Consider the following 21732-nt stretch of genomic DNA (forward strand, 5'->3'; position numbering starts at 1 on the left):
CTGATATCCGGAGTTCTCGATCGTAACGGTTGTGCAACGAGCATTTGTGTCGCGGGAGATGCTGATTTCTTTCCTGATCGATACCGATCGCAAGGCTGATCCACTCGACGCGAACCTCAGGGCACGCGCGCGGATCGAGCAGCTCGACGTCGCCCTTCGTCTGGTGCCCTTCACGATTCTCGTGAGCCTGAGTGTCGTACAGGTCATCGTCTACCTGTTCTGGCAGCCCGGGAACCGCGCCTATCTCGCGGGCCTGGAGGCCCTCGTCCTGCCGCTGGCTGTCGTCTCGCTCCGGCAGTGCTGGCGCTGGCGCTCGCAGCCCAAGCCGCTCGAGGTGCCATCCTCCTTCGTCAAGCGGCTCGTCCTCGCCGCGCAGATCTATGGCCTTCTCCTGGCCTCCATCCCGGTGATGCTGTTCGCCGGGGCCGATCCGAATGGGCGGCTCCTGATTGCCTCCAGCATGGCGGGCCTGATCGCGACGGGGATGAGCGCGGCGGTGCTGCCCCGAGTCGCCATCGGGTATGCCGGCCTGATCATCGTCGGTTCGTTCATCGCCCTCGCGGCGACGGGCGAGGCCTTCTACATCTATGTCGGCGTTCTGCTGTTCTTCTATGCGAGCTTCATCTGCTTCACGATCCTGCACCTCAGCCGCCTGCTCACGATGCGCGTCATCGCGCAGATCGAGCTGGAGCGGCAGCAGGAATTCACCCATCTCCTGCTCAACGAGTTCGAGGAAAGTGCCAGCGATTGGCTCTGGGAGACGGATGCCGACCTGCGGCTGCAGCACGTCTCCCCGCGCCTGATCGAGGTCGCCGGTTCCTCCGAGCGACAGCTCATGGGCCTGCCGCTGGAACGCCTGCTGCTCCCGCCGCTGGCGCCGCCCAAAAGCCATTCGAGCACGGCTCTCTGGAGTTGCATCGCGGAGCGACGCGTCTTCCGGAATCTCCACCTGCAACTCGACATCGCCGGTGAGCGGCGGACCTGGTGCCTCTCCGGAAAGCCGACCTTCAACCGGGCCGGCGTGTTCTCAGGCTATCGCGGCGTCGGCTCCGATGTGACCGAGAAGCGGCGCTCCGAGGAGCGCCTGTCCTATCTCGCCCTGCACGATTCCCTGACCGATCTCCCCAACCGGGTTCTGTTCCACCAGCTTCAGGAGACGGCCCGGGCACGACTCGCGCAGGGCGACCGGTTCGCCGTGCTCGCCCTCGACCTCGACGAGTTCAAGAGCGTCAACGACACGTTCGGCCACGCCGTCGGCGACAAGCTCCTTACAGCCGTGGCCGAGCGGCTGCGGGGCTTCGAGAGCGCCGACGTGCAACTCGCCCGCCTCGCGGGTGACGAGTTCGCGGTGCTCGCGGCCGGGCGGAGCGCCCGGGACCTGCACGCCATCGAGTCCCTCGCGAGCGGCATCGTCGAGGCGCTCGCCTCGCCATTCACCGTCGACGGCATTCGGCTGACCGTCAGTGTCAGCATCGGGATCGCCATCGCGCCACAGGACGGATGCCAGGAGATCATGCGGCGGGCCGATCTCGCTCTTTACCGCATGAAGAGCGAGGGGCGGAACGGTTACCGGTTCTACGAAGCCGAGATGGACGAGCGGATCGAGGCGCGGCGCGCCCTGACGTCCGATCTGCGCGGCGCGCTCGATCGGAACGAGTTCGTCCTCTACTTCCAGCCGATCGTGTCGGCCAAGGAGTGCCGCGTGGGTGGTTTCGAAGCGCTCCTGCGGTGGAAGCATCCCGCACGGGGCTTCGTCTCGCCGGGCGACTTCATTCCGCTCGCCGAGGAGACCGGCGTCATCATCCCCCTCGGGGAATGGATCCTCCGAGAGGCCTGCCGGATCGCCGCCGGCTGGCCGGAGGATGTCCGGATCGCCGTCAACCTCTCCCCCCGCCAGTTCCGGCATTCGGATCTGCCGCACCTCGTGCGCTCTGCCTTGCGGACGAGTGGACTGGCCGCCGCCCGCCTGGAACTGGAGGTCACCGAGTCGGTGTTCCTGGAGGCGACGCCGGCGATCAACGCCACCCTGTCCAGGCTGCGTGAGATGGGCGTGCGCCTGTCCCTGGACGATTTCGGGACCGGCTATTCGAGTCTCAGCTATCTGCGCCGGATCGCCTTCGACAAGATCAAGATCGACCAGAGCTTCGTCCGCGACCTGCCGCACGAGGGCAGCGCCGCCGCGATCGTGCGGGCCATCATCGACATGGCGACGCGCCTCGACATGACGATCACGGCGGAAGGGGTCGAGACGGACGCGCAGCGGATCTGCCTCCTCGACCAGGGATGCCACGAATTCCAGGGCTATCTCTTCAGCAAGCCGCTGCCGGCCGAGCAGGCGGCGGTTCTCGCGCGCAGCCGCAAGTTGCTTCCGACCGCCGTCCAGGCGGCGTGAGGTGCCGTCAGGCGCCGAGGGGCGCCACGCCGGCCGGGCTGGGCTCGCCCGTGACCGCGTGGGGCGACACCTTCGGCCAGTAGGGCAGGAAGCCCTCGACGATGGTGCGCGGGATATCGAGGGGCCGGTAGTGGACGGTATCCACGAACATCAGCGACTGCTCGCCGCGGCCGAGCAGGCCGTTGACCTCGCTGTGGATCTCGTGCGCCAAGGTCACGAATTTCCGGTTGTGGCTCGCGATGGAGATCCGGACGGTGACCGGCTCGAACTCCATGGCCTCCCGCCGGAAGTCGTGATGGAAGGACTTCGTCAGGATGTAGAAGTCCGTCGACTTCAGGTCGAAATCCGGCATGCAGACGTTGAAGAACAATTCGCGCGCCTTGCCGACCCAGCGCACGTAATTGGCGAAATAGACGTTTCCGACCGAATTCGTATCGTCATAGGTCGGAATCAGGCGCAGGACGAACCAGTGGCCGTCGAAGCCGTGGGAGGCGACGGTGTCGGGCCGGTCGTGCGCGACGGGCACGGGCGCCGCCCGCGGCGCCCGCTCCGCCGCCGGAATCAACTGGTCGGCCGGCTGCGTTGCGCGCCATCCGAGGATCTGTGCGATCATCGGCAGGGCACCGATCAGCCCGATGAGCGGCGCGATCGCCAGGAGCGCCCAACTCGGCGCCAGATAGCCGGTGACGAAGATCAGGCACGCCGTCGCCCCGATCATGGCGTTGAGGACCGAGTCGTACCGCCGCGTCGCGCCGAGCGTCTCGCAGACGAGACAGGCCGCCGCGCCGACGAGGAGCGTGGCGAACGGCATCATCAGGTAGAGGAGCGAGAGATTCGCCCAGATCGCCGCCGCCGCGGTGGCGATCGCCGCACCCAGGATCCAGACCGGTGAGGACACGAGTCCCGCCGGCACGAAGGCGAGAAGCGGCGAATTGCTGCGCGCCGTGACCGAGGTCCCGAGCCACCGCGTGGCGTTGTAGAAGCTGTCGATCGTGGTGGCGGCCGCGATCGCCGTCCAGACCACGAAGGCGGCTGTCGCACCCGCCACGGATTCCCGCCCGATCGCCTGCGCCACGGCCGCATAGGCCCCCGGCAGCCCGTCCGACGAGACGACCGGCACGCCGAGCCCCGCCCGCGCGGCGAGCAAGGCATTGAGCGTCAGCAGTCCGAGGAACAGCACGGCGCCGGTGACATAGGCCACCCGCACGGATCCCCCCGAACGCCGGATCTCGAGGGCGCGCTGCCAATGCTGGATGTCCATCCACGGGCCGAGCAGGAAGCCGACCAGGGAGGGCACGACCAGACCGTAGAAGCGCTCGTCGAAGGCGTGGACCGGGACCGTCCAGCCGTCCGGATGCCGGGGCAGGTCAACCAAGAGCAGCGCGCAGGCCGACAGTCCGAGGACCAGGGCGACGCCGTGGATCGTCCGGAGGCCGCGCAGCGGAACCGCATGCGCGATCGAGCAGGCGATGAGGATCAGGGCGACCAGGCCGACCACGGAGTCGCGGCCGAACAGCGGAAGCCACGCATAGGCGGCGAAGCCGAAGATCGTGATGGCGACGGCGAAGAACTGGGCCCCGAGGAACAGGAGGGCGTAGGGACCCTGCACGGACGCGACGATCGTGTCGATGCGCCGCCGGGGAGCGCCGAGCAGCCATCCGAACAGGCCGAGGCCCGTGGCATTCGGCAGAGCGAAGGCAAGAAACCCGAGCCATCCATACGTGAGGGTCACGTGGATCGCGTAGAAAAATCCGAGCCCCCAGAACCACGACAAAGCAATCGTCGGCGCCCAGGTCGCTGAGCGAATGAATTGGGAAGGCATTGTGGCCGCGAGCGCTCCGTACCGAGTGCTGCAATAGCGTATCAGACTCGTTTCGGGAATATGTCCGGCAAAAAAGAAGGCGAATATAAGATCTTTCCTGCACGAAAATGCATCGACCTGTCGACAAGCCGCGGCTGCGGCTCAGCGCGGGCACATTTCCGCTCGCCGCGTCCCGATGGACACGCGTTTGGGCCTCGGGTGCACGACCCGTCGCGGATTCCCGGGCGATTTGCCTATTCGGCGGGCTTCGGGCCGCTGCGAACCAGATCGACGAAATTGGCGATCAGCGGAGCCTTCGGGGCCATCCACAACGCGAAGACGTCGGCGCGGATGGGCGGCCCTTCGAGGGGCCTGTAGACCACGTCCGCATGCGCCAGACGGGCGACGAATTCCGGGATGATGGCGAGGCCGAGCCCCGATGCCACCAAGCTCGTCAACGAGGCCGCCTCGACGGCCTGATAGGTGATGGAGGGGACGAACCCGGCCTCTGCGCAGCAATCCCACAGGTAGTTGGCGAACAGGGAATCCGAGAGCCGCAGGAAGACGAATCGCTCGTCGCGAAGGTCGGAGAGGCGGAGCGCGCCCGTCGCCAAGCGGTGGCCCCTCGGCAGGACGACCCGTACGGTTTCGGTCCACGCGCAGACGCGGACCAGATCGGCATCCTCCGGGGGGCACCGCAGGAAGCTCAGGTCGGTCTGACCGGACTTCAGCATCGCGATCTGCCGATCCGGCGACATCTCGTGGATGCGGAGATCGACCGCCGGATAGGTGCGGGCGAAGTCCCGGAGCGCCGGGCCGAGCGGGCCGGCCAACATCGAGCCGGTCAGGCCGATGTTGATGATGCCGGCGGTGCCCGCGCCGATGGCACGCGCCCGTTCCACCGCTTCGCCGGCCCGCTCCAGAATGGCGAGCGCCTGGACGTGGAAATCGTGGCCGGCCCGGGTCAGCGTCACCCGCCGCGTGGTCCGCTCGAAGAGGGCAGTGCCGACCTCATCCTCCAGGTCGCGGATCTGCTGGCTGAGGGGTGGTTGCGCCACGCCGAGGCTCTCTGCGGCGGCCGTGAAGCTCAGATATTTGGCGACAGCCACGAAATAGCGGAGATGCCGGAGTTCCATCCCGCCATCTATATGCCCCGCCTATCAATTGGAATGAAAAAGATATTTGACGTCTAGATCGGCCGGAACGATTTTGCAGCTCGGCAAATCGAAACGATGCTGCGCGTCACGATCGCCCCGCGCGCCGCCATCGGGCTTCGGTCGCCAGTCCGAGGCTGCCCAGGGGAATTGCGATGCAGCGCGTGTTCGGGTCGCTTTTCGGGCAGGTGGTCGCGGCCCTGGTCCTCGGCGTCCTCGTCGGGCGGCTGTGGCCGGACTTTGCAGTCAGCCTGAAGCCCCTCGGCGACGTCTTCATCAAGCTCATCAAGATGGTCGTCGCGCCGCTGGTGTTCGGTGTCGTGGTGCATGGCATCGTCGGCGCCGGCGATCTGCGGAAGGTTGGGCGCGTCGGCCTCAAATCCCTGATCTACTTCGAGGTGGTGACGACCATCGCGCTCGCGCTCGGGCTGGTCCTCGCCTACGTCTTCGCGCCCGGCCAGGGCATGAACGTCGACCTGGCGAAGCTGGATGCCAATTCGCTCTCCAGCTACACCGATCGGGTCGGACAGGTCACGGGAACCGTCGATTTCTTGATGAAGCTGGTGCCGACGACCTTCGTCGACGCCTTCGCGAAGGGCGACATCCTCCAGGTTTTGCTTCTCGCGATCCTGTTCGGGTCCGGCCTCTCGCTCCTCGGCGAGCGCGGCAAGCCCCTGGCCGACAGCCTGGAGCGCATCACCGAAGTCCTGTTCCGGATCATCGGCTTCATCGTGCGGCTCGCGCCGCTCGGCGTGCTCGGCGCCGTCGCGTTCACGGTCGGCAAGTACGGCGTCGGATCCCTGAAGCAGCTCAGCATGCTGGTCGTGCTGTTCTACGGGGGCGTCGCGGCCTTCGTGATCGTCGTGCTCGGCGGCATCATGCGGCTCGCGGGCTTCAGCATCTTCAAGCTGCTCGCCTATCTGCGCGAGGAACTGACCGTCGTGGCCGGCACCGCATCCTCCGACTGCGTGCTGCCGCAGGTCATGCGCAAGATGGAGCGGCTCGGCATCAAGGAATCGACCGTCGGCCTCGTGATCCCGACCGGCTACTCCTTCAACCTGGATGCCTTCTCGCTCTACCTGACCCTGGCCACGGTGTTCATCGCGCAGGCGACCAACACCGACCTGTCCTTCGGTCATCTGATGCTGATCCTCGGCATCGCCCTTCTGACGTCCAAGGGCGCCCACGGCGTGCCCGGCTCGGCGATCGTGGTACTCGCCGCGACGCTGTCGGCGGTCCCGGAGATCCCGGTGATCGGTCTGGTCCTCGTCCTGTCGGTCGACTGGTTCGTCGGCATCGCCCGTGCCCTGGGAAACCTCATCGGCAATTGCGTGGCGACCGTCGTCATCGCAGCCTGGGAGGGCGATATCGATCGCGCCCAGGCTCACCGGGTCCTGAACGGCGAGGACACGGCCGACACCGCGGCGATCCTCGAGGCCCCCGTCGCGCAGCCGCACACCGCGTGACCGATCCGGGGCAGCCGATTACAGCTTGAAGCCGAATCCCGGAGACCGACCATGAGCGCTGGAGCCTACAACCCCCCGTGCGGCGGCCTGCCCGGCCAGACGGCGCTGATGACCGGCCGCGCCGTTTTCACCGAGGCCTACGCGGTCATCCCCCACGGGGTGATGAGCGACATCGTCACGAGCCTCCTGCCGGGCTGGGAGGGGACCCGGGCCTGGATCCTGGCACGGCCGCTCTCGGGCTTCGCCGAAACCTTCGCCCAGTACCTCATGGAGGTCGCCCCGGGCGGCGGCAGCGAGACTCCCGAGCCGGAGGCTCAGGCGCAGGGCGTGCTGTTCGTGGTCGCGGGCACGGCGAGCCTCACCCTCGACGGCGCCCGGCACGCCCTGCGGCCGGGCAGCTACGCCTATCTCTCCCCCGGCGCGGCCTGGTCCCTGCGCAACGACGGCGACGGGCCCGTGCGCTTCCACTGGATCCGCAAGGCCTACCAGCCGGCGGCGGGGCTGGACGCGCCGCCCTCGTTCGTGACGCACGAATCGGCGGTCGAGCCGACCGGCATGGTCGGCACCGACGGCGCCTGGGCGACCACCCGCTTCGTGGGCTCCGACGATCTGCGCCACGACATGCACGTGAACATCGTCAGCCTGCGGCCGGGCGCCTCGATTCCGTTCGAGGAGACCCACGTGATGGAGCACGGGCTGTTCGTGCTGGAGGGCAAGGCGGTCTACCGACTCAACCGCGACTGGGTCGAGGTCGCGGCGGGCGACTTCATGTGGCTGCGCGCCTTCTGCCCGCAGGCCTGCTACGCGGGCGGGCCCGGCCCGTTCCGCTACCTCCTCTACAAGGACGTCAACCGCCATCCGGCGCTCGCGCCGCGCGGACTCGGCCGTTGAGCGCGGACGCGCGCGGGATCGTCGCCCAGCCTCTGACCGCGGCGGCCTTCGCCCCGTTCGGCACGGTCATCGACGCGGCTGCCGTGGCGCCGCGGCCGATGAATGCCGGGATGGCCCGCCGCTTCCACGATCTCGCCGAGATCGAGGTCGTGGGGGAGGGCGCGCGCGTGGTGATCGGCTTGGTGGAGGCGCAGCCCTATCCGCTGCCGCTGCGCCTCGGCCTGGTGGAGCGGCATCCGCTCGGCGCGCAGGCGTTCCTGCCGCTGAGCGCGGCGCCGTTCCTGGTCGTGGTCTGCCCGGACGAAGAGGGCCGGCCCGGGCGGCCGCAGGCCTTCGTCACCGCGCCCCGCCAGGGAATCTGCTACGCGCGCAACACGTGGCACGGGGTGCTCACGCCCTATGATCAGCCACAGGATTTCGTCGTGGTCGACCGCGGCGGCCCGGGCGTGAACCTCGAGGAACACACCTTCGCCGAGCCCTGGACGGTCCATCTGCCCGGCCTGGACTGAAGGCGGACGCAGACCGCGCCCGTGGCGCGCCGAAACGACGGCGATTCCGTCGCGCAGGCGGTCTCGCGCGGTCGGGACCGCTTTTGGCGGCGCTCGGCGTGTCAGGGGCGCCCAGATGCAATCAATCCCGGGGGTGGGGCCGCGAAAGTCCGTTGACTGGCACCGGTCAGCGGCTATCGAGGCCGCAACGATGGAGTCCGCACCAACGCGGACCCGAGGAAACGCCGGGCCCGCGGGCCCGCACCGGAAAGGCCGCCATGTCCCTGTCCCGCACGCCCCTGTCCCGCCGGCGATTCCTGGCGACCGGATCGACGGCGCTCATCGCCGGCACCGTGGCGGCGCCGCACGTGGCGCGAGCGCAGAAGGCGGAGTTCACCTACAAATACGCCAACAACCTGCCCGACACGCACCCGATGAACATCCGCGCCCGCGAGATGGCGGAGGCGCTCCGCACGGAGACCGGCGGCCGGTTCGACCTCAAGATCTTCCCGACGAGCCAGCTCGGCTCCGACACCGACACGTTGAGCCAGCTGCGCTCGGGCAGCGTCGAGTTCTTCACGATGTCGCCGCTGATCCTCTCGACCCTGGTCCCGAACGCGTCGATCAACGGCATCGGCTACGCCTTCCCGAGCTACGACGCCGTCTGGCCGGCCATGGACGGCGAGCTCGGCGCCTGGGTCCGCCAGCAGATCGCCAAGTCCGGCCTCGTCGCCATGGAGAAGATCTGGGACAACGGCTACCGCCAGACCACCTCGTCGACCCGGCCGATCGCCACGCCCGACGATTTCAAGAGCTTCCGGATCCGCGTCCCGGTCTCGCCGCTCTGGACCTCGATGTTCAAGGCCTTCGACGCCGCGCCCGCCTCGATCAACCTCAACGAGACCTACTCGGCCCTGCAGACCAAGATCGTCGAGGGCCAGGAGAACCCGCTCGCGGTCATCTCCACGACGAAGTTCTACGAGGTGCAGAAGTACTGCTCGCTCACCAATCACATGTGGGACGGGTACTGGTTCCTGGCGAACCGCCGCGCCTGGGAGCGGCTGCCGCCGGATCTGCGCGAGACGGTGGCCCGCCACATCAACGCCGCCGGGATGAAGGAGCGGGCCGACGTCGCCCAGCTCAACGCCAACCTGCAGGCGGAGCTCTCGAAGAACGGCATGGTCTTCAACAAGCCCGATCCGGAGCCCTTCCGCGACAAGCTGCGCAAGGCCGGCTTCTACGCCGAGTGGAAGGGGCGGTACGGCGACGAGGGCTGGTCGCTGCTGGAGAAGGCCTGCGGGAAGCTCACCTGATGAGCGCCGCGGGGGCGCCGCGCGGCGGGGTCGCGCCGTGCTCCCGGCGGGTGATGAACCTCGCGCACTTCCTGCGCCGGGCCGCGCGCCGCTTCCCGGATGCGGTGGGGCTCGCCTGGGGCGCGCGCAGTTGGACCTGGGCCGAGCTCGACGCCCGGGTCGACGCCATGGCGGCGGCGCTCGCCGCCCGCGGCGTGACCAAGGGCGACCGCGTCCTGGTCCAGGCGCGCAACAGCAACCAGCTGTTCGAGTCGATGTTCGTCTGCTTCCGGCTCGGCGCCATCTGGGTGCCGACCAACTTCCGGCAGACGCCGTCGGAGGTCGCGTATCTCGCGAGCGCCAGCGGTGCCTCCGCGCTCATCTGCGGGGCCGGCTTTCCGGACCATGCCGCCGCCGTGCGCGCGGCCTGCCCGGACCTGAACTGCGTCGTCGAGATCGGCGGCACGGCCTTCGGGGCGGATTACGACGCGCTGGTCGCCGAACAACTGGGCCGCGCCGCGCCCGTTTGCGGCGTCGAGCACGACGATCCGTGCTGGTTCTTCTTCACGTCCGGCACGACCGGCCGGCCGAAGGCGGCGGTGCTCACACACGGCCAGATGGCCTTCGTCGTCACCAACCACCTCTGCGACCTGATGCCGGGCACCACCGAGGCCGACGCGTCCCTGGTCGTGGCCCCCCTCTCGCACGGTGCCGGCATCCACCAGCTCGCGCAGGTCGCGGCCGGCACGAAGACGGTGGTCACCGCCGGCGAGCGGCTGGACCCCGAAGAAGTCTGGGCGCTCGTTGAGCGTTGGCGCATCGCGAACCTCTTCACCGTGCCGACCATCGTGAAGCTGCTGACCGAACATCCGGCCGTGGCGGAGCACGATCATTCCAGCCTGCGGCACGTGATCTACGCGGGCGCGCCGATGTACAGGGCGGATCAGCAGCACGCGCTGCGTGTGCTCGGCCCGGTGCTGGTGCAGTATTTCGGCCTCGGCGAGGTGACCGGCAACATCACCGTGCTGCCGCCCCGCCTGCACGCGGCCGAGGACGGCCCCGATGTGAAGGTCGGCACCTGCGGCGTCGAACGCACGGGCATGCAGGTCCAGATCCAGGACGCGGAGGGGCGCGAATTGCCGCCCGGTGAGACCGGCGAGATCTGTGTCTGCGGCCCGGCCGTCTTCGCGGGCTACTACGACAACCCGGAGGCCAACGCGGCGGCGTTCCGCGACGGCTGGTTCCGGACCGGGGACCTCGGCCATTGCGACGCGGAAGGCTTCCTGTTCATCACCGGCCGCGCCTCGGACATGTACATCTCGGGCGGCTCGAACGTGTATCCGCGCGAGATCGAGGAGAAGCTCCTGACGCATCCGGCGATCTCCGAGGCCGCGATCCTGGGCGTGCCCGACCGCGCCTGGGGCGAAGTCGGTGTTGCGGTCTGCGTCGCGCGTCCCGGGGCGTCGGTGGAAGAGGGGGAATTGATCGCGTGGTTGTCCGCCGCGGTCGCCCGCTACAAGCTGCCCCGGCGTGTGTTCTTCTGGGAAGCCCTTCCGAAATCCGGCTACGGCAAGGTGACGAAGCGCGCGATCCGCGCGGAACTCGAGTCGCGCGGTGATCTGCCCCTCGAAAAGCCGGCCCAGGCGTCGGATCGGTAGACGTCTGGCGGACGGCTCTCACGGCATCGTCGCGCGCGCGGCGACGCAGATCGGCGTCGCGGGAGATCGGCGGCCGTGGCACCGCTGGATCGCTTCGCTGCCCGCGGAGACGTCCAGACCCACCACAGTGCAGCTTGCGCATTGAGCGGGCTGCGCAGACCGCACTGCACACGTCGCCGAGATCGCCACACCGTCCTGATTCCGGCGTCTGTTAACGTCCCATCCCGAAAGCATGTTTTCGCTGCATGACAGCCCGAACGCGCAGCCTCTGACACGCGCTCGCAAACCGGCTCATATTGCATCGCAACACGCCGGGCGCCCCGCCCGGGCATGACCGGGATCGGGTACGATGACCACCCTCGCGAATCTCGTCGGCTTCCGCACCCAGAGCGGCGCGCCGCTCCTCGCGCAGATCGCCGGGCGCTTCGGCGTCGCGATGCGCCGCGCCGCGGCCGGGCGCTACGCCGAGCAGCGCGACCGCATCGTGCGCACCGGCGGCGCCGGCATGATCTGAGTCCTCAGGCGCGTCTCAGCGCAGGCGCGCCCGTGCAGTCTCCGCCACCGCCTCCGCGGTGATGCCGAAATGGCGGAACAGGTCTTCCGGCGCTCCCGAGGCGCCGAAGCCGGTCATGCCGACGAAGCCGCCATCCTCGCCGATCCAGCGGTCCCAGCCGAAGCGAAGAGCGGCTTCGACCGCCACCCGCACGGTATCGCGGGGAATGACGCTCGCGCGATACGCGGCATCCTGCGCGGCGAAGGCTTCCCAGGAGGGCATGGAGACGACGGCGGTCGGCACACCCTCGGCCTGCAGCATCGCGCGGGCCGTAAGCGCCAGCGCGACCTCCGAGCCGGTCCCGATCAGCGTCACCCGCCGGGGACCCGAGGCCTCCGCCAGAACGTAGGCGCCCCGCGCGCTCCGGTTCTCCTCGATGCCCGGCCCGCGGAGTGCCGGCAGAGCCTGGCGCGAGCAGACGAGCGATGTCGGGCCGGTCCGGTTGGCCAGGGCCATCTCCCAGCATTCGGCGGTCTCGACCGCGTCGGCCGGGCGCAGCACCAGCATGTTGGGGATGGCCCGCAGGGACGCGAGGTACTCGACCGGCTGATGGGTCGGTCCGTTGCGGCCGATGGCGATCGAATCGTGGCTGTAGACGGTGATGACCGGCAGGTTCATCAGCGCCGCCATGCGCAGGGACGGCCGCATATAGTCGGAGAAGACCAGATAGGTCGCGCCTACCGGCACCAGCCCGCGATGGGCCGCGATGCCGTTCATCATCGCGCCCATCGCGTGCTCGCGGATGCCGTAATGCAGGTAGCGGCCCGACCGGTCCTGGGCCGTGAAGGCGTGGAGCGCGCCCTTGTGCTTCGTCGGCCCCTCCAGATCCGGGGCACCCGAGAACAGTTCGGGCATGCCGTCGGACAGGGCGGCGACGATCTCGGCGGAGACCTCGATGCTGGGCCGCGCCGCCCCGGCCTCGGCGAAGCGGTCGCGCAACCCGCGGAGCGGCGCATGCCAGCCCTCAGGAAGGCGGGCGTCGGAAACACGGTCGAATTCCGCCCGCACTTCGGCCGGCAGGGCGTCCCGGCGCCTCGTCCAGGCGGTGTAGCCGTCGCGGTTGCGGCCGGAAACGCCGGCCTGCCACGCCGCGGCGACATCGTCGGGCACGGTGAAGGGCGGGTGATCCCACCCCCGGGCGGCCCGCGCTTCGGCGCAGTCGCTGGCGAGCACGCGCCCGCCATGGGCGCCGCGCTGGCCTTCGAGGCGCGGCAGGCCCCGCCCGATCACGGTGCGGCAGGCGATCAGGGTCGGGCGCGGGTCGCCCTGGGCGAGCCGGATCGCCGCCGAGACCGCCTCAACGTCGTGCCCGTCGGCGTCGATCACCTGCCAGTCGGCGGCGCGGAAGCGCGCGCGGACGTCCTCCGAGATGGACAGGTCGGTGGCGCCGTCGTCGGTGATGCGGTTGTCGTCCCACAGGAAGGTGAGCTTTCCCAGGCGCAAATGGCCGGCCAGCGAGATCACCTCGTGGGCGATGCCTTCCTGCAGGCAGCCGTCGCCAACCAGGGCGTAGGTGCGGTGATCCACCAGATCGGAGCCGAAGGTCGCCGCGAGCCTGGCCTCGGCCACCGCCATGCCGACGGCGTTGGCGATGCCCTGTCCGAGCGGGCCGGTGGTCGCCTCGATCCCGAGTTCCGGGGCGATTTCCGGATGGCCGTGGGTGTGGGCGCCGAGCTCGCGGAACCGCCGGATCTGCTCCATCGGCAGGCCTTCATAGCCGGCGAGATGGAGGGCCGCGTAGAGCAGCATGGAGCCGTGGCCGTTCGAGAGGACGAAGCGGTCGCGGTCGGGCCAGACCGGGTCGGCGGGGTTGCAGCGCAGATGGCGGGTGAACAGCGCCACGGCGATCTCGGCGCAGCCGAGGGGCGCGCCGGGATGCCCGTCCCCAACCCGCTCGATGGCGTCGAGGGCGAGGAAGCGGATCGCGTCGGCCATCCGGGCCGTGAGCAGGGCATCGGGCGTGTCGGGCATGGGTCTGGCTCGGGCGGTGCGAATTTTCGGCGCGCGAAGGCCGCCCGGGCGGCACCGCGGCGGCCCGGGATGGATCTCGGTCTGTGTTCTGACCCGCCGTCCCGCGCCGATCCGGCATCCGCCGGGGCGCAGAGCCTTCAGGTTCGCGCAGGCGCCTTCAGAGGAAGCCGATCGAGAACCAGGGGACGAGGATGATGGCGAGGAGGCCGATCAGCAGGGCCACGATGTAGCCGACGATCGGGCGCATCCCGGCGTCGGGGTGGATCCGGCTGATCGCGCAGGCCGCGTAGTAGCCGACGCCGAAGGGCGGGGCGAACAGGCCGATGCCCATCGCGAGGATCACCACCATGGCGTAGTGGACCTCGTGGACGCCCACCGCCCGTGCGATCGGGAACAGCAGCGGCCCGAAGAGGACGATGGCCGGGATGCCCTCCAGCACCGAGCCCAGGATGATGAAGGCGACGGCCGAGACGAACAGGAAGCCGAGGGCTCCGCCGGGCAGACTTTTCATCACCTCGGCGAGCGTTTGCGAGAAGCCCGACTGCGTCAGCGCCCAGGCCATGCCGGTGGCCGCCCCGATGATCAGCAGGATCGCCCCCGACAGGGTCGCGGTGGTCACCAGCATCGGGTAGAGCCGCCGCCAGTCGAACTGGCGGTAGATCAGCAGGCCCGCGAGCGCCGCGTAGACGATGCCGATGGTCGAAACCTCCGTGGCGGTGGCGATGCCCTCGACCACGGCGAAGCGGATCACGAAGGGCAGCGCCAGGGCCGGGATCGCCACCAGGAAGGCGCGACCGATGATCCGCCCGGACGGCCGGGCGACGTGGCTCAGGTCCTCCCGGCGGTAGCGCCACCAGACCAGCGCGCACAAAGTCACGGCGAGGACGAGGCCCGGCAGGAGGCCGCCGGTGAACAGGGCGGTGATCGATACGCCGGTGACCGAGCCGATGGTGATCAGCACGATCGAGGGCGGGATCGTCTCGGTCTGTGCGCCCGTGGTGGCGAGAAGGGCCACGAGGTCACCCTCCTTGGCGCCGCGGGCCTTCATCTCCGGGAACAGCACGGGCGCCACCGCCGCCATGTCGGCGGCCTTCGAACCGGAGATGCCCGAGACGAGGTACATCGCACCGACCAGCACGTAGTGCAGGCCGCCGCGGACGTGGCCGAGCAGCGAGGCCAGGAACCCCACCATGGCGCGGGCCATGCCGGTCATCTCGATCAGGAGGCCGAGGAAGACGAAGAGCGGCACCGCGAGCAGGATCAGGTGGCTCATGCCCTCGTCCATGCGGCCGACCACCACCATGGAGGGCGCGTCGGTGGTGAGCGTGATGTAGGCGAAGGTCGAGAGGCCGAACGCGAAGGCGATCGGCACCCCCGAGAAGACCAGGGCGCCGACGCCGAGGACGAAGAACAGCAGCAGGTTGAGATTGCCGAGGTCCCTCAGCCAGGGTTGTAGCGCCAAGAGGCCGGCGGCGACTCCGCCGCCCAGCACGAGCGCCCCCGCGGTCAGCCGCCAATCGGCGGATTCCAGGAGGCGGATCACCGCGACCACGAGCATGAGGCCGAGGCCGATCGGCAGGGCGGCGGCGCGCCAAGCGTTGTTCAGCTCCAGCGCCGGCGTCTGGACGAAGGTCTCCTCGCTGGCGAACTCGAAGGCCGGTTCCAGCAGCAGGGCCACGAAGATCAGGCCGGCCACCAGCGCCACCGTCTCCAGGAAGGCGCGCAGGCGCGGGCCGCTCATCGCCACGAAGGCGGTCATGCGCATGTGCTCGGCGCGCCGGAAGGCGACCACGGCGCCCAGCATGGCGAGCCACAGGAACAGGATCGAGGCGAGTTCGTCCGACCAGACGAGGGGTTCGCGGAACACGTAGCGGCTCACCACGCCGCCGAGCAGCACCGCGATCTCGGCCAGGACGAGCAGCGCCGCGGGGATCTCCACGAGATAGCCGAGCCCGGCATCGAGCCGACGCAGCCAGCTTCCGGCGCGCAGGGGCGGACCGGACAACTCTACCCCTGCCGTCGTCTCGACAGCCGCAATATCGATCTGCATGGCGCCCTCCCGTCGGAACCGCTCCCGATGCCGCTGCCGGCGGGAACGTCTCCGAGTGCGTCTTCGCGTGTTTCTTGTGGTGCGTCTCGGCGCGCCTTCGTTCTCCGATACCGTTACCCGATCCGGCGGAAAGCGCGTCAGGTCAGTTTGCCCGACACGTCCTCAAGATGCGACCACGCCACGTCGCCGTACTTGGTTTTCCAGTCCTTGTAGAAGCTCGTCCGCCCCAGGGCCGCGCGGAATTGCGCGCGGTCGACGTCGATGAAGGTGATGCCCTTCGCGGCCAGGCTCTCCCGGAGGGAGACGCTGAGCTTGGCGACGTCGGCCCGCTGGGCGTCGGCCGACCGGTCGAGTTCCCGCGAGACGATGGTGCGCAGATCCTCGGGCAGGCGCTGCCAGGCCCGCTTGTTGCCGAGGATCCAGTAGCCGTCCCAGACATGGCCGGTCAGGCTGCAGGATTTCTGCACCTCGTACAGCCGGGTCGTGGCCGTGATGGCGAGCGGGTTCTCCTGGCCCTCGACCACCTTGGTCTGGAGAGAGGAGTACAGCTCGTTGAAATTGATCGGCGCCGCGCCAGCGTCGAAGGCCTTGAACAGCGAGGTGAGCATCGGCGCGGGCGGGACGCGGATCTTGAAGCCCTTCAGATCCTCCGGCGTCCGGATCTCGCGGGTCGAGGAGGTGATCTGCCGGAATCCGTTGTCCCAGACCTTCGACACGGTCAGGATCGGCGTCTTGGCGATCTCGGACCGGACATAGGTGCCGAGGCCTCCGTCCATCGCCGACCAGACGGCGTCGTAATCCTTGAACGCGAAGCCGGTGTTGGGCAGGCTCGCGGCGGGCACGAAGGTGGCGAGGATCGAGGTCGCGAGGTTGAAGAACTCGACGCTGCCGTTGCGGACCTGCGCCAGCAGGTCGGTGTCCGAGCCGAGCTGGTTGGCGGGGAACAGCTTGATCTCCAGGCGGCCGTTGGTGGCCTCGCGGATCCGGTCGAGGGCCTCCTGGGCCCGGATGTTGACCGGATGGGTCGGGTCCTGGCCGCTGGCGAGCTTGTAGGTGAACTCGGCAGCCTGCCCGCGCCGGGTGAGGATGCCGAAGGCCGGTAATGCGGCCGCGCCCACGAGCAGGCTGCGGCGACTGAGACGGGTGTCGCGCATGGTTTCACTCCCTGGGTGGTCCAGGCCGCCCGATCCCCGCCGTTGACCGTCGGTGGAGCGTGCGACCCGCATTGCTGTCCGGGGCGGCGGGTGCGGACCCGGCGCCGTCGTCGCGCGCCCTGCGCGGCGCGTCAGGCGCCGTCGCCGTTGAGCAGGCGGTAGGCGCGGATCACCTGGCTGTCGTCGGCGGCGCCGTCGCCGCGCCCGGAGGTCGAGACGAATAGCTGATGGGCGAGCGCCGCGAGCGGCAGCGCCGCCCCGGCGCCGCGGCCGGCCTCCAGCACGATGCCGAGGTCCTTCACGAAGATGTCGACCGCGCTGGTGACCCGCGGTTCGTCCTCCAGCATCCGGGGGCCGCGGTCCCGCAGCATCCAGCTCGCGGCGGAGGAGCCCGTGAGGATCTCAAGGACCACGTCGCGGTCGACGCCGACGCGCCCGGCGAGGGCCAGCGCCTCGGCGGCGGCGGCGATATGCACGCCGCACAGGAGCTGATTGACGGCCTTGACGGTGGCGCCCTGTCCGGGCCGCTCGCCGACATGGAAGATCCGGTCGCCCAGGGCCTCCAGCACCGGCCTCAGCGCGACCAGCGTCTCCGCGGGCGCCGCCGCCATGATCGTGAGCGTGCCGGCTTGCGCGCCGACGACGCCGCCCGAGACCGGCGCGTCGACGAAGCGGCGGCCGGTCGCCGCCACGCGCTCGGCGAGGTGCTCCACCGCTTTCGGCGGACAGGTGGCCATCAGGACCACGATGCCGTCCGGTTCCATTGCGTCGAGGGCGCCCTGGGCGAACAGCACGTCCTCGGCCTGCGCGGCGTTCACCACCATGAGGAGGAGCGCGTCGCTGCCCTGGGCGACAGCGGCCGGCGTTTCGGCCGCAACTCCGCCGGCCGCTGCGAAGGCCGCGCGGCTCTCGGGCCGCAGATCGTAGCCGCGGACCGCGAAACCTGCCGCGACCAGGTTGGTCGCCATCGGCAGGCCCATGGCGCCGAGGCCGACGAGGGCGATGCGGGTCAGAGCCATGCGCGGATGCTCCGCGCCATCGCGGCGGCCGAGATGCCGTAGCGGTCGTGGAGCGTCGGCAAGGCGCCGGCATCGAGGAATTCGTCCGGCAGGCCGATCTGGCGGAAGCCGCGGCCCGGCATCACGCCGTTGCGCATCAGGAGACCGGCCACCGCCTCGCCGAGGCCGCCGATCACGCTGTGGTTCTCGGCCACCACCACGAGCCGGCCGCCGCGCGCGGCCTCATGCAGAATCGTCGCCGTGTCGAGGGGCTTGATCGTCGGCACGTGGAGCACCGCCACGTCGACCCGGTCGTCGCGCAGGGCCTCGGCGACCTCCAGGGCGCGCATGGTCATCAGGCCCGACGCAATCACCAGGACGTCGCGGCCGTCGCGGATCGTCTTGGCCTTCCCAAACTCGAACCGGTAGCCGTACTCGTCGAGCACCAGGGGCACGTTCCCGCGCAGGAGCCGCAGGTAGACCGGCCCCTTGTGGGCCGCCATGGCGGGGACGACCTGCTCGGTTTCGTGGGCGTCGCAGGGGTCGATGATCGTGAGGTTCGGCATCCCGCGGAAGATCGCGAGATCCTCCGTCGCCTGGTGGCTCGGGCCGTAGCCGGTGGTCAGGCCGGGCAGGGCGCAGGCGATCTTGACGTCGAGATTCTCCTCCGCGATCGCGAGGCAGATGAAGTCGTAGGCGCGCCGCGCCGCGAAGACCGCGTAGGTGGTGGCGAAGGGCGTGAACCCCTCACGAGCCAAGCCCGCGGCGGCGCTCATGAGGAGCTGCTCGGCCATCCCCATCTGGTAGAACCGCTCGGGATGGGCCTGCGCGAAGATGTGCAGGTCCGTGTATTTCGACAGGTCCGCCGAGAGGCCGACGATGTCGGGCCGGGTCTCGGCGAGCTCGACCAGGGCGTGGCCGAAGGGCGCGGCCTTCGTGCGCTGTCCGGGGGCGGCGAGCGAGGCGATCATCGCCGAGGTCTTGGCGCCGCCGCCGGTGCGGGGGGCGGGCTTCTCGTATTTGGAGCGTCTCACCGCACCCTCCCTTCATCCAGGATCGCCAGGGCCCGCTGCCACTCGTCCGGCTCGACCCGCAGGAAGTGGTTGCGCTCGCGCGCCTCGAGGAACGGCACGCCCTTCGCCATGCGGGTGTCGCAGATGATGATCCGGGGCTGCGGTCCCGGATGGTGGCGCGCAGCGTCGAAGGCCCGGACCAGCGCGTCGATATCGTTGCCGTCGACCCGCTGCACGAACCAGTTGAAGGCCTCGAACTTCGGCGCCAGCGGCTCGAAATCGAGCACCCCGTGCGAGGCGCCGTCCGCCTGCATGCCGTTCACGTCGACGAGGCCGATCAGGTTGTCGAGCTTGAACGAGCCGGCCGACATCGCCGCCTCCCAGGTCGAGCCCTCGTCGAGTTCGCCGTCGGAGAACAGGTTGTAGATGAAGCTGTTCGAGTTCTTCCGCTTCAGCCCCAGCGCCATGCCGACCGCGATGCCGAGCCCGTGGCCGAGCGACCCGCCGGTGATCTCCATGCCGGGCGTGTAGGCGGCCATGCCGGACATCGGCAGGCGGCTGTCGTCGCCGCCGTAGCTCGTCAACTCGTCCTCGGGGAGGATCTCCGCCTCGATCAGGGCGGCGTAGAGGGCGATGGCGTAGTGGCCGATCGACAGCAGGAAGCGGTCGCGGCCTTCCCATTCGGGATCCTCGGGCCGGTAGGTCAGCGCGTGGAAGTAGCTCACCGCCAGAACGTCGGCGATGCCGAGCGCCTGGGCGATGTAGCCCTGGCCCTGGACCTCGCCCATGCGCAGGGCGTGGCGGCGGATGCGGTAGGCGCGCTCGCTCAGCGGCACGTTGGAGCCGGCGCGCGGCCGCTCGGTCGGGACGTCGATCGCCATGGCGACCTCCTCAGTGGATCAGCATGCCGCCGTTCACGTCGATCACCGCGCCGGTGATGTACGTGGACAGGTCGGAGGCGAGGAACAGGCAGGCATTGGCGACGTCGTCCGCCACGCCGAGGCGCCCCAGCGGGATGCCCTTGGCGATCTCGACCTTGAGCTCGGGCGTGAGCTTGCCGCCGGTGATGTCGGTCTGGATCAGGCCGGGGGTCACCGAGTTCACCCGCACGCCGTCCGGACCCAGCTCCCGGGCCATGGCCTTGGCGAGGCCCAGCACACCGCCCTTGGCGGCGCTGTAATGCGGGCCGCCGAAGATGCCGCCGCCCCGCTGGGCCGAGACCGACGACATGCACACGATCGCGCCGGAGCCCTGGCCGCGCATCGCCGGGATCACGGCCTGGCTCATGTAGAGCGTGCCGCGCAGGTTCACGTCGGTAACCGCGTCGTAGTTCTCCGGCCCGATCTCCATGATCTTCAGGGGCTGGGTGATGCCGGCATTGTTGACCAGCACGTCGATGCGCCCAAGGCGGCCGATAATCTCCTCCGCCGCCGTCGAGCAGGCCGCCCGGTCGGTGACGTTGCAGGCGAGGCCGATATGGCCCGGGCCGATGTCGCGGGCGGCAGCCTCGGCCTGGCCCGCATCGAGGTCGAGAACGGCGACGCGGGCGCCGTGGCTTGCGAAGAGCCGTGCGGTGGCTTTGCCGATGCCGCGGGCGGAGGCCGCCCCAGTGATGACGCACACCCGGTCGTTCAACAGCATGGATCCCTCCCGGCGACCCGCGACAGCGCGGGATCGGACCTGTCGTCGCGACGGAAGGGGCGTCCGGCCGGCGGCTGCGATTCCAGGGACGGAGCCCTTGGATCGAGCGGCCTGCGGCGTCGTCTCCTCCCGCCTGTTTTGTTGCGACGAGAGTGCCGACGCGCTGCCTCCGCGACAAACGCGGAATTTGCACACGAAGGTGAATCCCAGTCACCTGTCGCCGCGTCAGGCGAGGTCGGGACTCAGCGTGATCCCGAGTTCCTCGGCCAGCCACCGCGCGAAGACCCGCAGCGGGGCGCGCCGGCGCACATCGGCGGGGCAGACGAAGTGATGACCGACGTAGCTGATGTCCTGAAACCGTCCGGCCAGCGGCGCGACGAGGCGGCCGGCCGCGACCTCGCGCTCGGCGAGGCGGGTGGATTCCAGGGCGACACCGAGCCCGTCGGCGGCAGCAGCCAGGGCCAGGAAGCTCCGATCGAAGCGGATGCCCGCGTTCGGCTGCGCGGCAAGCTGATTCCGCTCGAACCAGTGCGTCCAGCGCACCTGCTTGTTGTCGCTTTGGATCAGGGTATGCGCCAGGAGGTCGGCCGGCTCGCGGATCAGGGCGGCCCGCGCAGGATCGCAGAGCGGCGTCACCGTCTCCGGGCCCAGCGGCATGCGCACCAGACCTTCCCCGCGGGGCGGTCCGTAGACGATGTCGGCGTCGAATTCGTCGGTGATGAAGCGGGCGTAATCCATGCCGGCGGCGAGGCGGACCTCGAAGCCCGGATGGGCACTGAGGAACCGGGCGAGGCGCGGGGCGAGCCACTGCGCGGCGAAGCTCGGCGCGCAGTGCAGCCTGAGCAGCTGCGGCCCGCGATTCGCCACGAGGTCGAAGCCGCGGTTGAGCTCCGCGAAGGCGCGCCCGACATGATCGCTCAACGCCTCACCGGCGGGCGTCGGCACGATGCCCTGCCCGACGCGCTCGAACAGAACGACGCCCAGGGCTTCCTCCATCTTGCGGAGGGCGTGACTGACCGCGCTCGGGGACAGGTTCAATTCGCCGGCTGCGGCTTTGAACGAGCGTCGCCGGGCAGCGGCCTCAAAGATCCGGATCGCGGAGAGGGGGACGGGTGGCCTCATCCCGAGCAGAATGGGCTTTGGTCCCCGATCCTGGCAATGGTGCCAATCTCGCGGGCAGGCTGCGGCCCGGCGCGCGACGCCGCAGCGG

Annotated in this window: 17 protein-coding genes; 7 read left to right on the plus strand and 10 right to left on the minus strand. The window is 69.6% G+C overall.

The annotated features are described in order from the left end of the window. The first annotated feature begins 58 nt into the window (after window positions 1–58). Window positions 59–2392, plus strand: a complete 2334-nt coding sequence (locus PQI07_RS17265; RefSeq protein ID WP_179696851.1) for a putative bifunctional diguanylate cyclase/phosphodiesterase — start codon at window positions 59–61, stop codon at window positions 2390–2392. Between the two features lie 7 nt (window positions 2393–2399). Here the strand turns inward: PQI07_RS17265 and PQI07_RS17270 are convergent, their stop codons facing one another. After that, a complete protein-coding gene (locus tag PQI07_RS17270; protein WP_342462470.1) occupies window positions 2400–4124 on the minus strand; it encodes an acyl-CoA thioesterase in 1725 nt (574 codons plus the stop codon). A gap of 323 nt (window positions 4125–4447) precedes the next feature. Then, a complete protein-coding gene (locus PQI07_RS17275; protein WP_274927056.1) occupies window positions 4448–5329 on the minus strand; it encodes a LysR family transcriptional regulator in 882 nt (293 codons plus the stop codon). Window positions 5330–5502: 173 nt separating this feature from the next. Here PQI07_RS17275 and PQI07_RS17280 point away from each other — a divergent pair, with 173 nt between their 5' ends. The 6 genes from PQI07_RS17280 (at window position 5503) to PQI07_RS17305 (ending at window position 11656) form a co-directional block, all read left to right on the plus strand. Further along, window positions 5503–6813 (plus strand): dicarboxylate/amino acid:cation symporter, encoded by a 1311-nt coding sequence (locus tag PQI07_RS17280; RefSeq protein WP_043758232.1) that lies wholly within the window; start codon window positions 5503–5505, stop codon window positions 6811–6813. 51 nt (window positions 6814–6864) lie between these two features. Continuing rightward, window positions 6865–7704 carry a bifunctional allantoicase/(S)-ureidoglycine aminohydrolase gene (locus PQI07_RS17285; protein ID WP_075380481.1) on the plus strand — a complete coding sequence of 280 codons (840 nt, stop codon included), beginning with the start codon at window positions 6865–6867 and terminating at the stop codon, window positions 7702–7704. Further along, window positions 7701–8213, plus strand: coding sequence for an ureidoglycolate lyase (locus tag PQI07_RS17290; protein ID WP_274927057.1), 513 nt, complete (start codon window positions 7701–7703; stop codon window positions 8211–8213). Before PQI07_RS17285 ends, PQI07_RS17290 begins: the two co-directional genes overlap by 4 nt. A gap of 257 nt (window positions 8214–8470) precedes the next feature. Then, on the plus strand, window positions 8471–9505 hold the full coding sequence (locus PQI07_RS17295; protein ID WP_043758226.1) for a TRAP transporter substrate-binding protein: 1035 nt from the start codon (window positions 8471–8473) through the stop codon (window positions 9503–9505). Further along, on the plus strand, window positions 9505–11142 hold the full coding sequence (locus PQI07_RS17300) for an acyl-CoA synthetase (protein ID WP_274927058.1): 1638 nt from the start codon (window positions 9505–9507) through the stop codon (window positions 11140–11142). Before PQI07_RS17295 ends, PQI07_RS17300 begins: the two co-directional genes overlap by 1 nt. Before the next feature lie 349 nt (window positions 11143–11491). Beyond that, window positions 11492–11656 (plus strand): hypothetical protein, encoded by a 165-nt coding sequence (locus PQI07_RS17305; protein ID WP_167337807.1) that lies wholly within the window; start codon window positions 11492–11494, stop codon window positions 11654–11656. Between the two features lie 15 nt (window positions 11657–11671). Here the strand turns inward: PQI07_RS17305 and tkt are convergent, their stop codons facing one another. The 8 genes from tkt to PQI07_RS17345 form a co-directional block, all read right to left on the minus strand. Then, window positions 11672–13666, minus strand: a complete 1995-nt coding sequence (gene tkt, locus PQI07_RS17310; RefSeq protein ID WP_274927059.1) for a transketolase — start codon at window positions 13664–13666, stop codon at window positions 11672–11674. 157 nt (window positions 13667–13823) lie between these two features. Further along, on the minus strand, window positions 13824–15716 hold the full coding sequence (locus PQI07_RS17315) for a TRAP transporter large permease (protein WP_043353068.1): 1893 nt from the start codon (window positions 15714–15716) through the stop codon (window positions 13824–13826). A gap of 137 nt (window positions 15717–15853) precedes the next feature. After that, window positions 15854–16870, minus strand: a complete 1017-nt coding sequence (locus PQI07_RS17320; protein WP_043353067.1) for a TRAP transporter substrate-binding protein — start codon at window positions 16868–16870, stop codon at window positions 15854–15856. 131 nt (window positions 16871–17001) lie between these two features. Beyond that, entirely contained in the window at window positions 17002–17889 is an 888-nt protein-coding gene (locus tag PQI07_RS17325) for an NAD(P)-dependent oxidoreductase (protein WP_274927060.1), read from the minus strand. Continuing rightward, entirely contained in the window at window positions 17880–18902 is a 1023-nt protein-coding gene (locus PQI07_RS17330; RefSeq protein WP_274927061.1) for a transketolase family protein, read from the minus strand. Before PQI07_RS17330 ends, PQI07_RS17325 begins: the two co-directional genes overlap by 10 nt. Next, on the minus strand, window positions 18899–19762 hold the full coding sequence (locus PQI07_RS17335) for a transketolase (protein WP_051044879.1): 864 nt from the start codon (window positions 19760–19762) through the stop codon (window positions 18899–18901). The genes PQI07_RS17330 and PQI07_RS17335 overlap by 4 nt, the downstream gene beginning before the upstream one ends. A gap of 10 nt (window positions 19763–19772) precedes the next feature. Continuing rightward, a complete protein-coding gene (locus PQI07_RS17340) occupies window positions 19773–20522 on the minus strand; it encodes an SDR family NAD(P)-dependent oxidoreductase (RefSeq protein ID WP_043758211.1) in 750 nt (249 codons plus the stop codon). Between the two features lie 225 nt (window positions 20523–20747). Beyond that, window positions 20748–21644, minus strand: a complete 897-nt coding sequence (locus tag PQI07_RS17345) for a LysR substrate-binding domain-containing protein (RefSeq protein ID WP_274927062.1) — start codon at window positions 21642–21644, stop codon at window positions 20748–20750. Window positions 21645–21732: the final 88 nt, after the last annotated feature.

This window comes from Methylobacterium sp. 092160098-2, assembly GCF_028920805.1.
In the GTDB taxonomy this organism is placed as follows: domain Bacteria; phylum Pseudomonadota; class Alphaproteobacteria; order Rhizobiales; family Beijerinckiaceae; genus Methylobacterium; species Methylobacterium fujisawaense.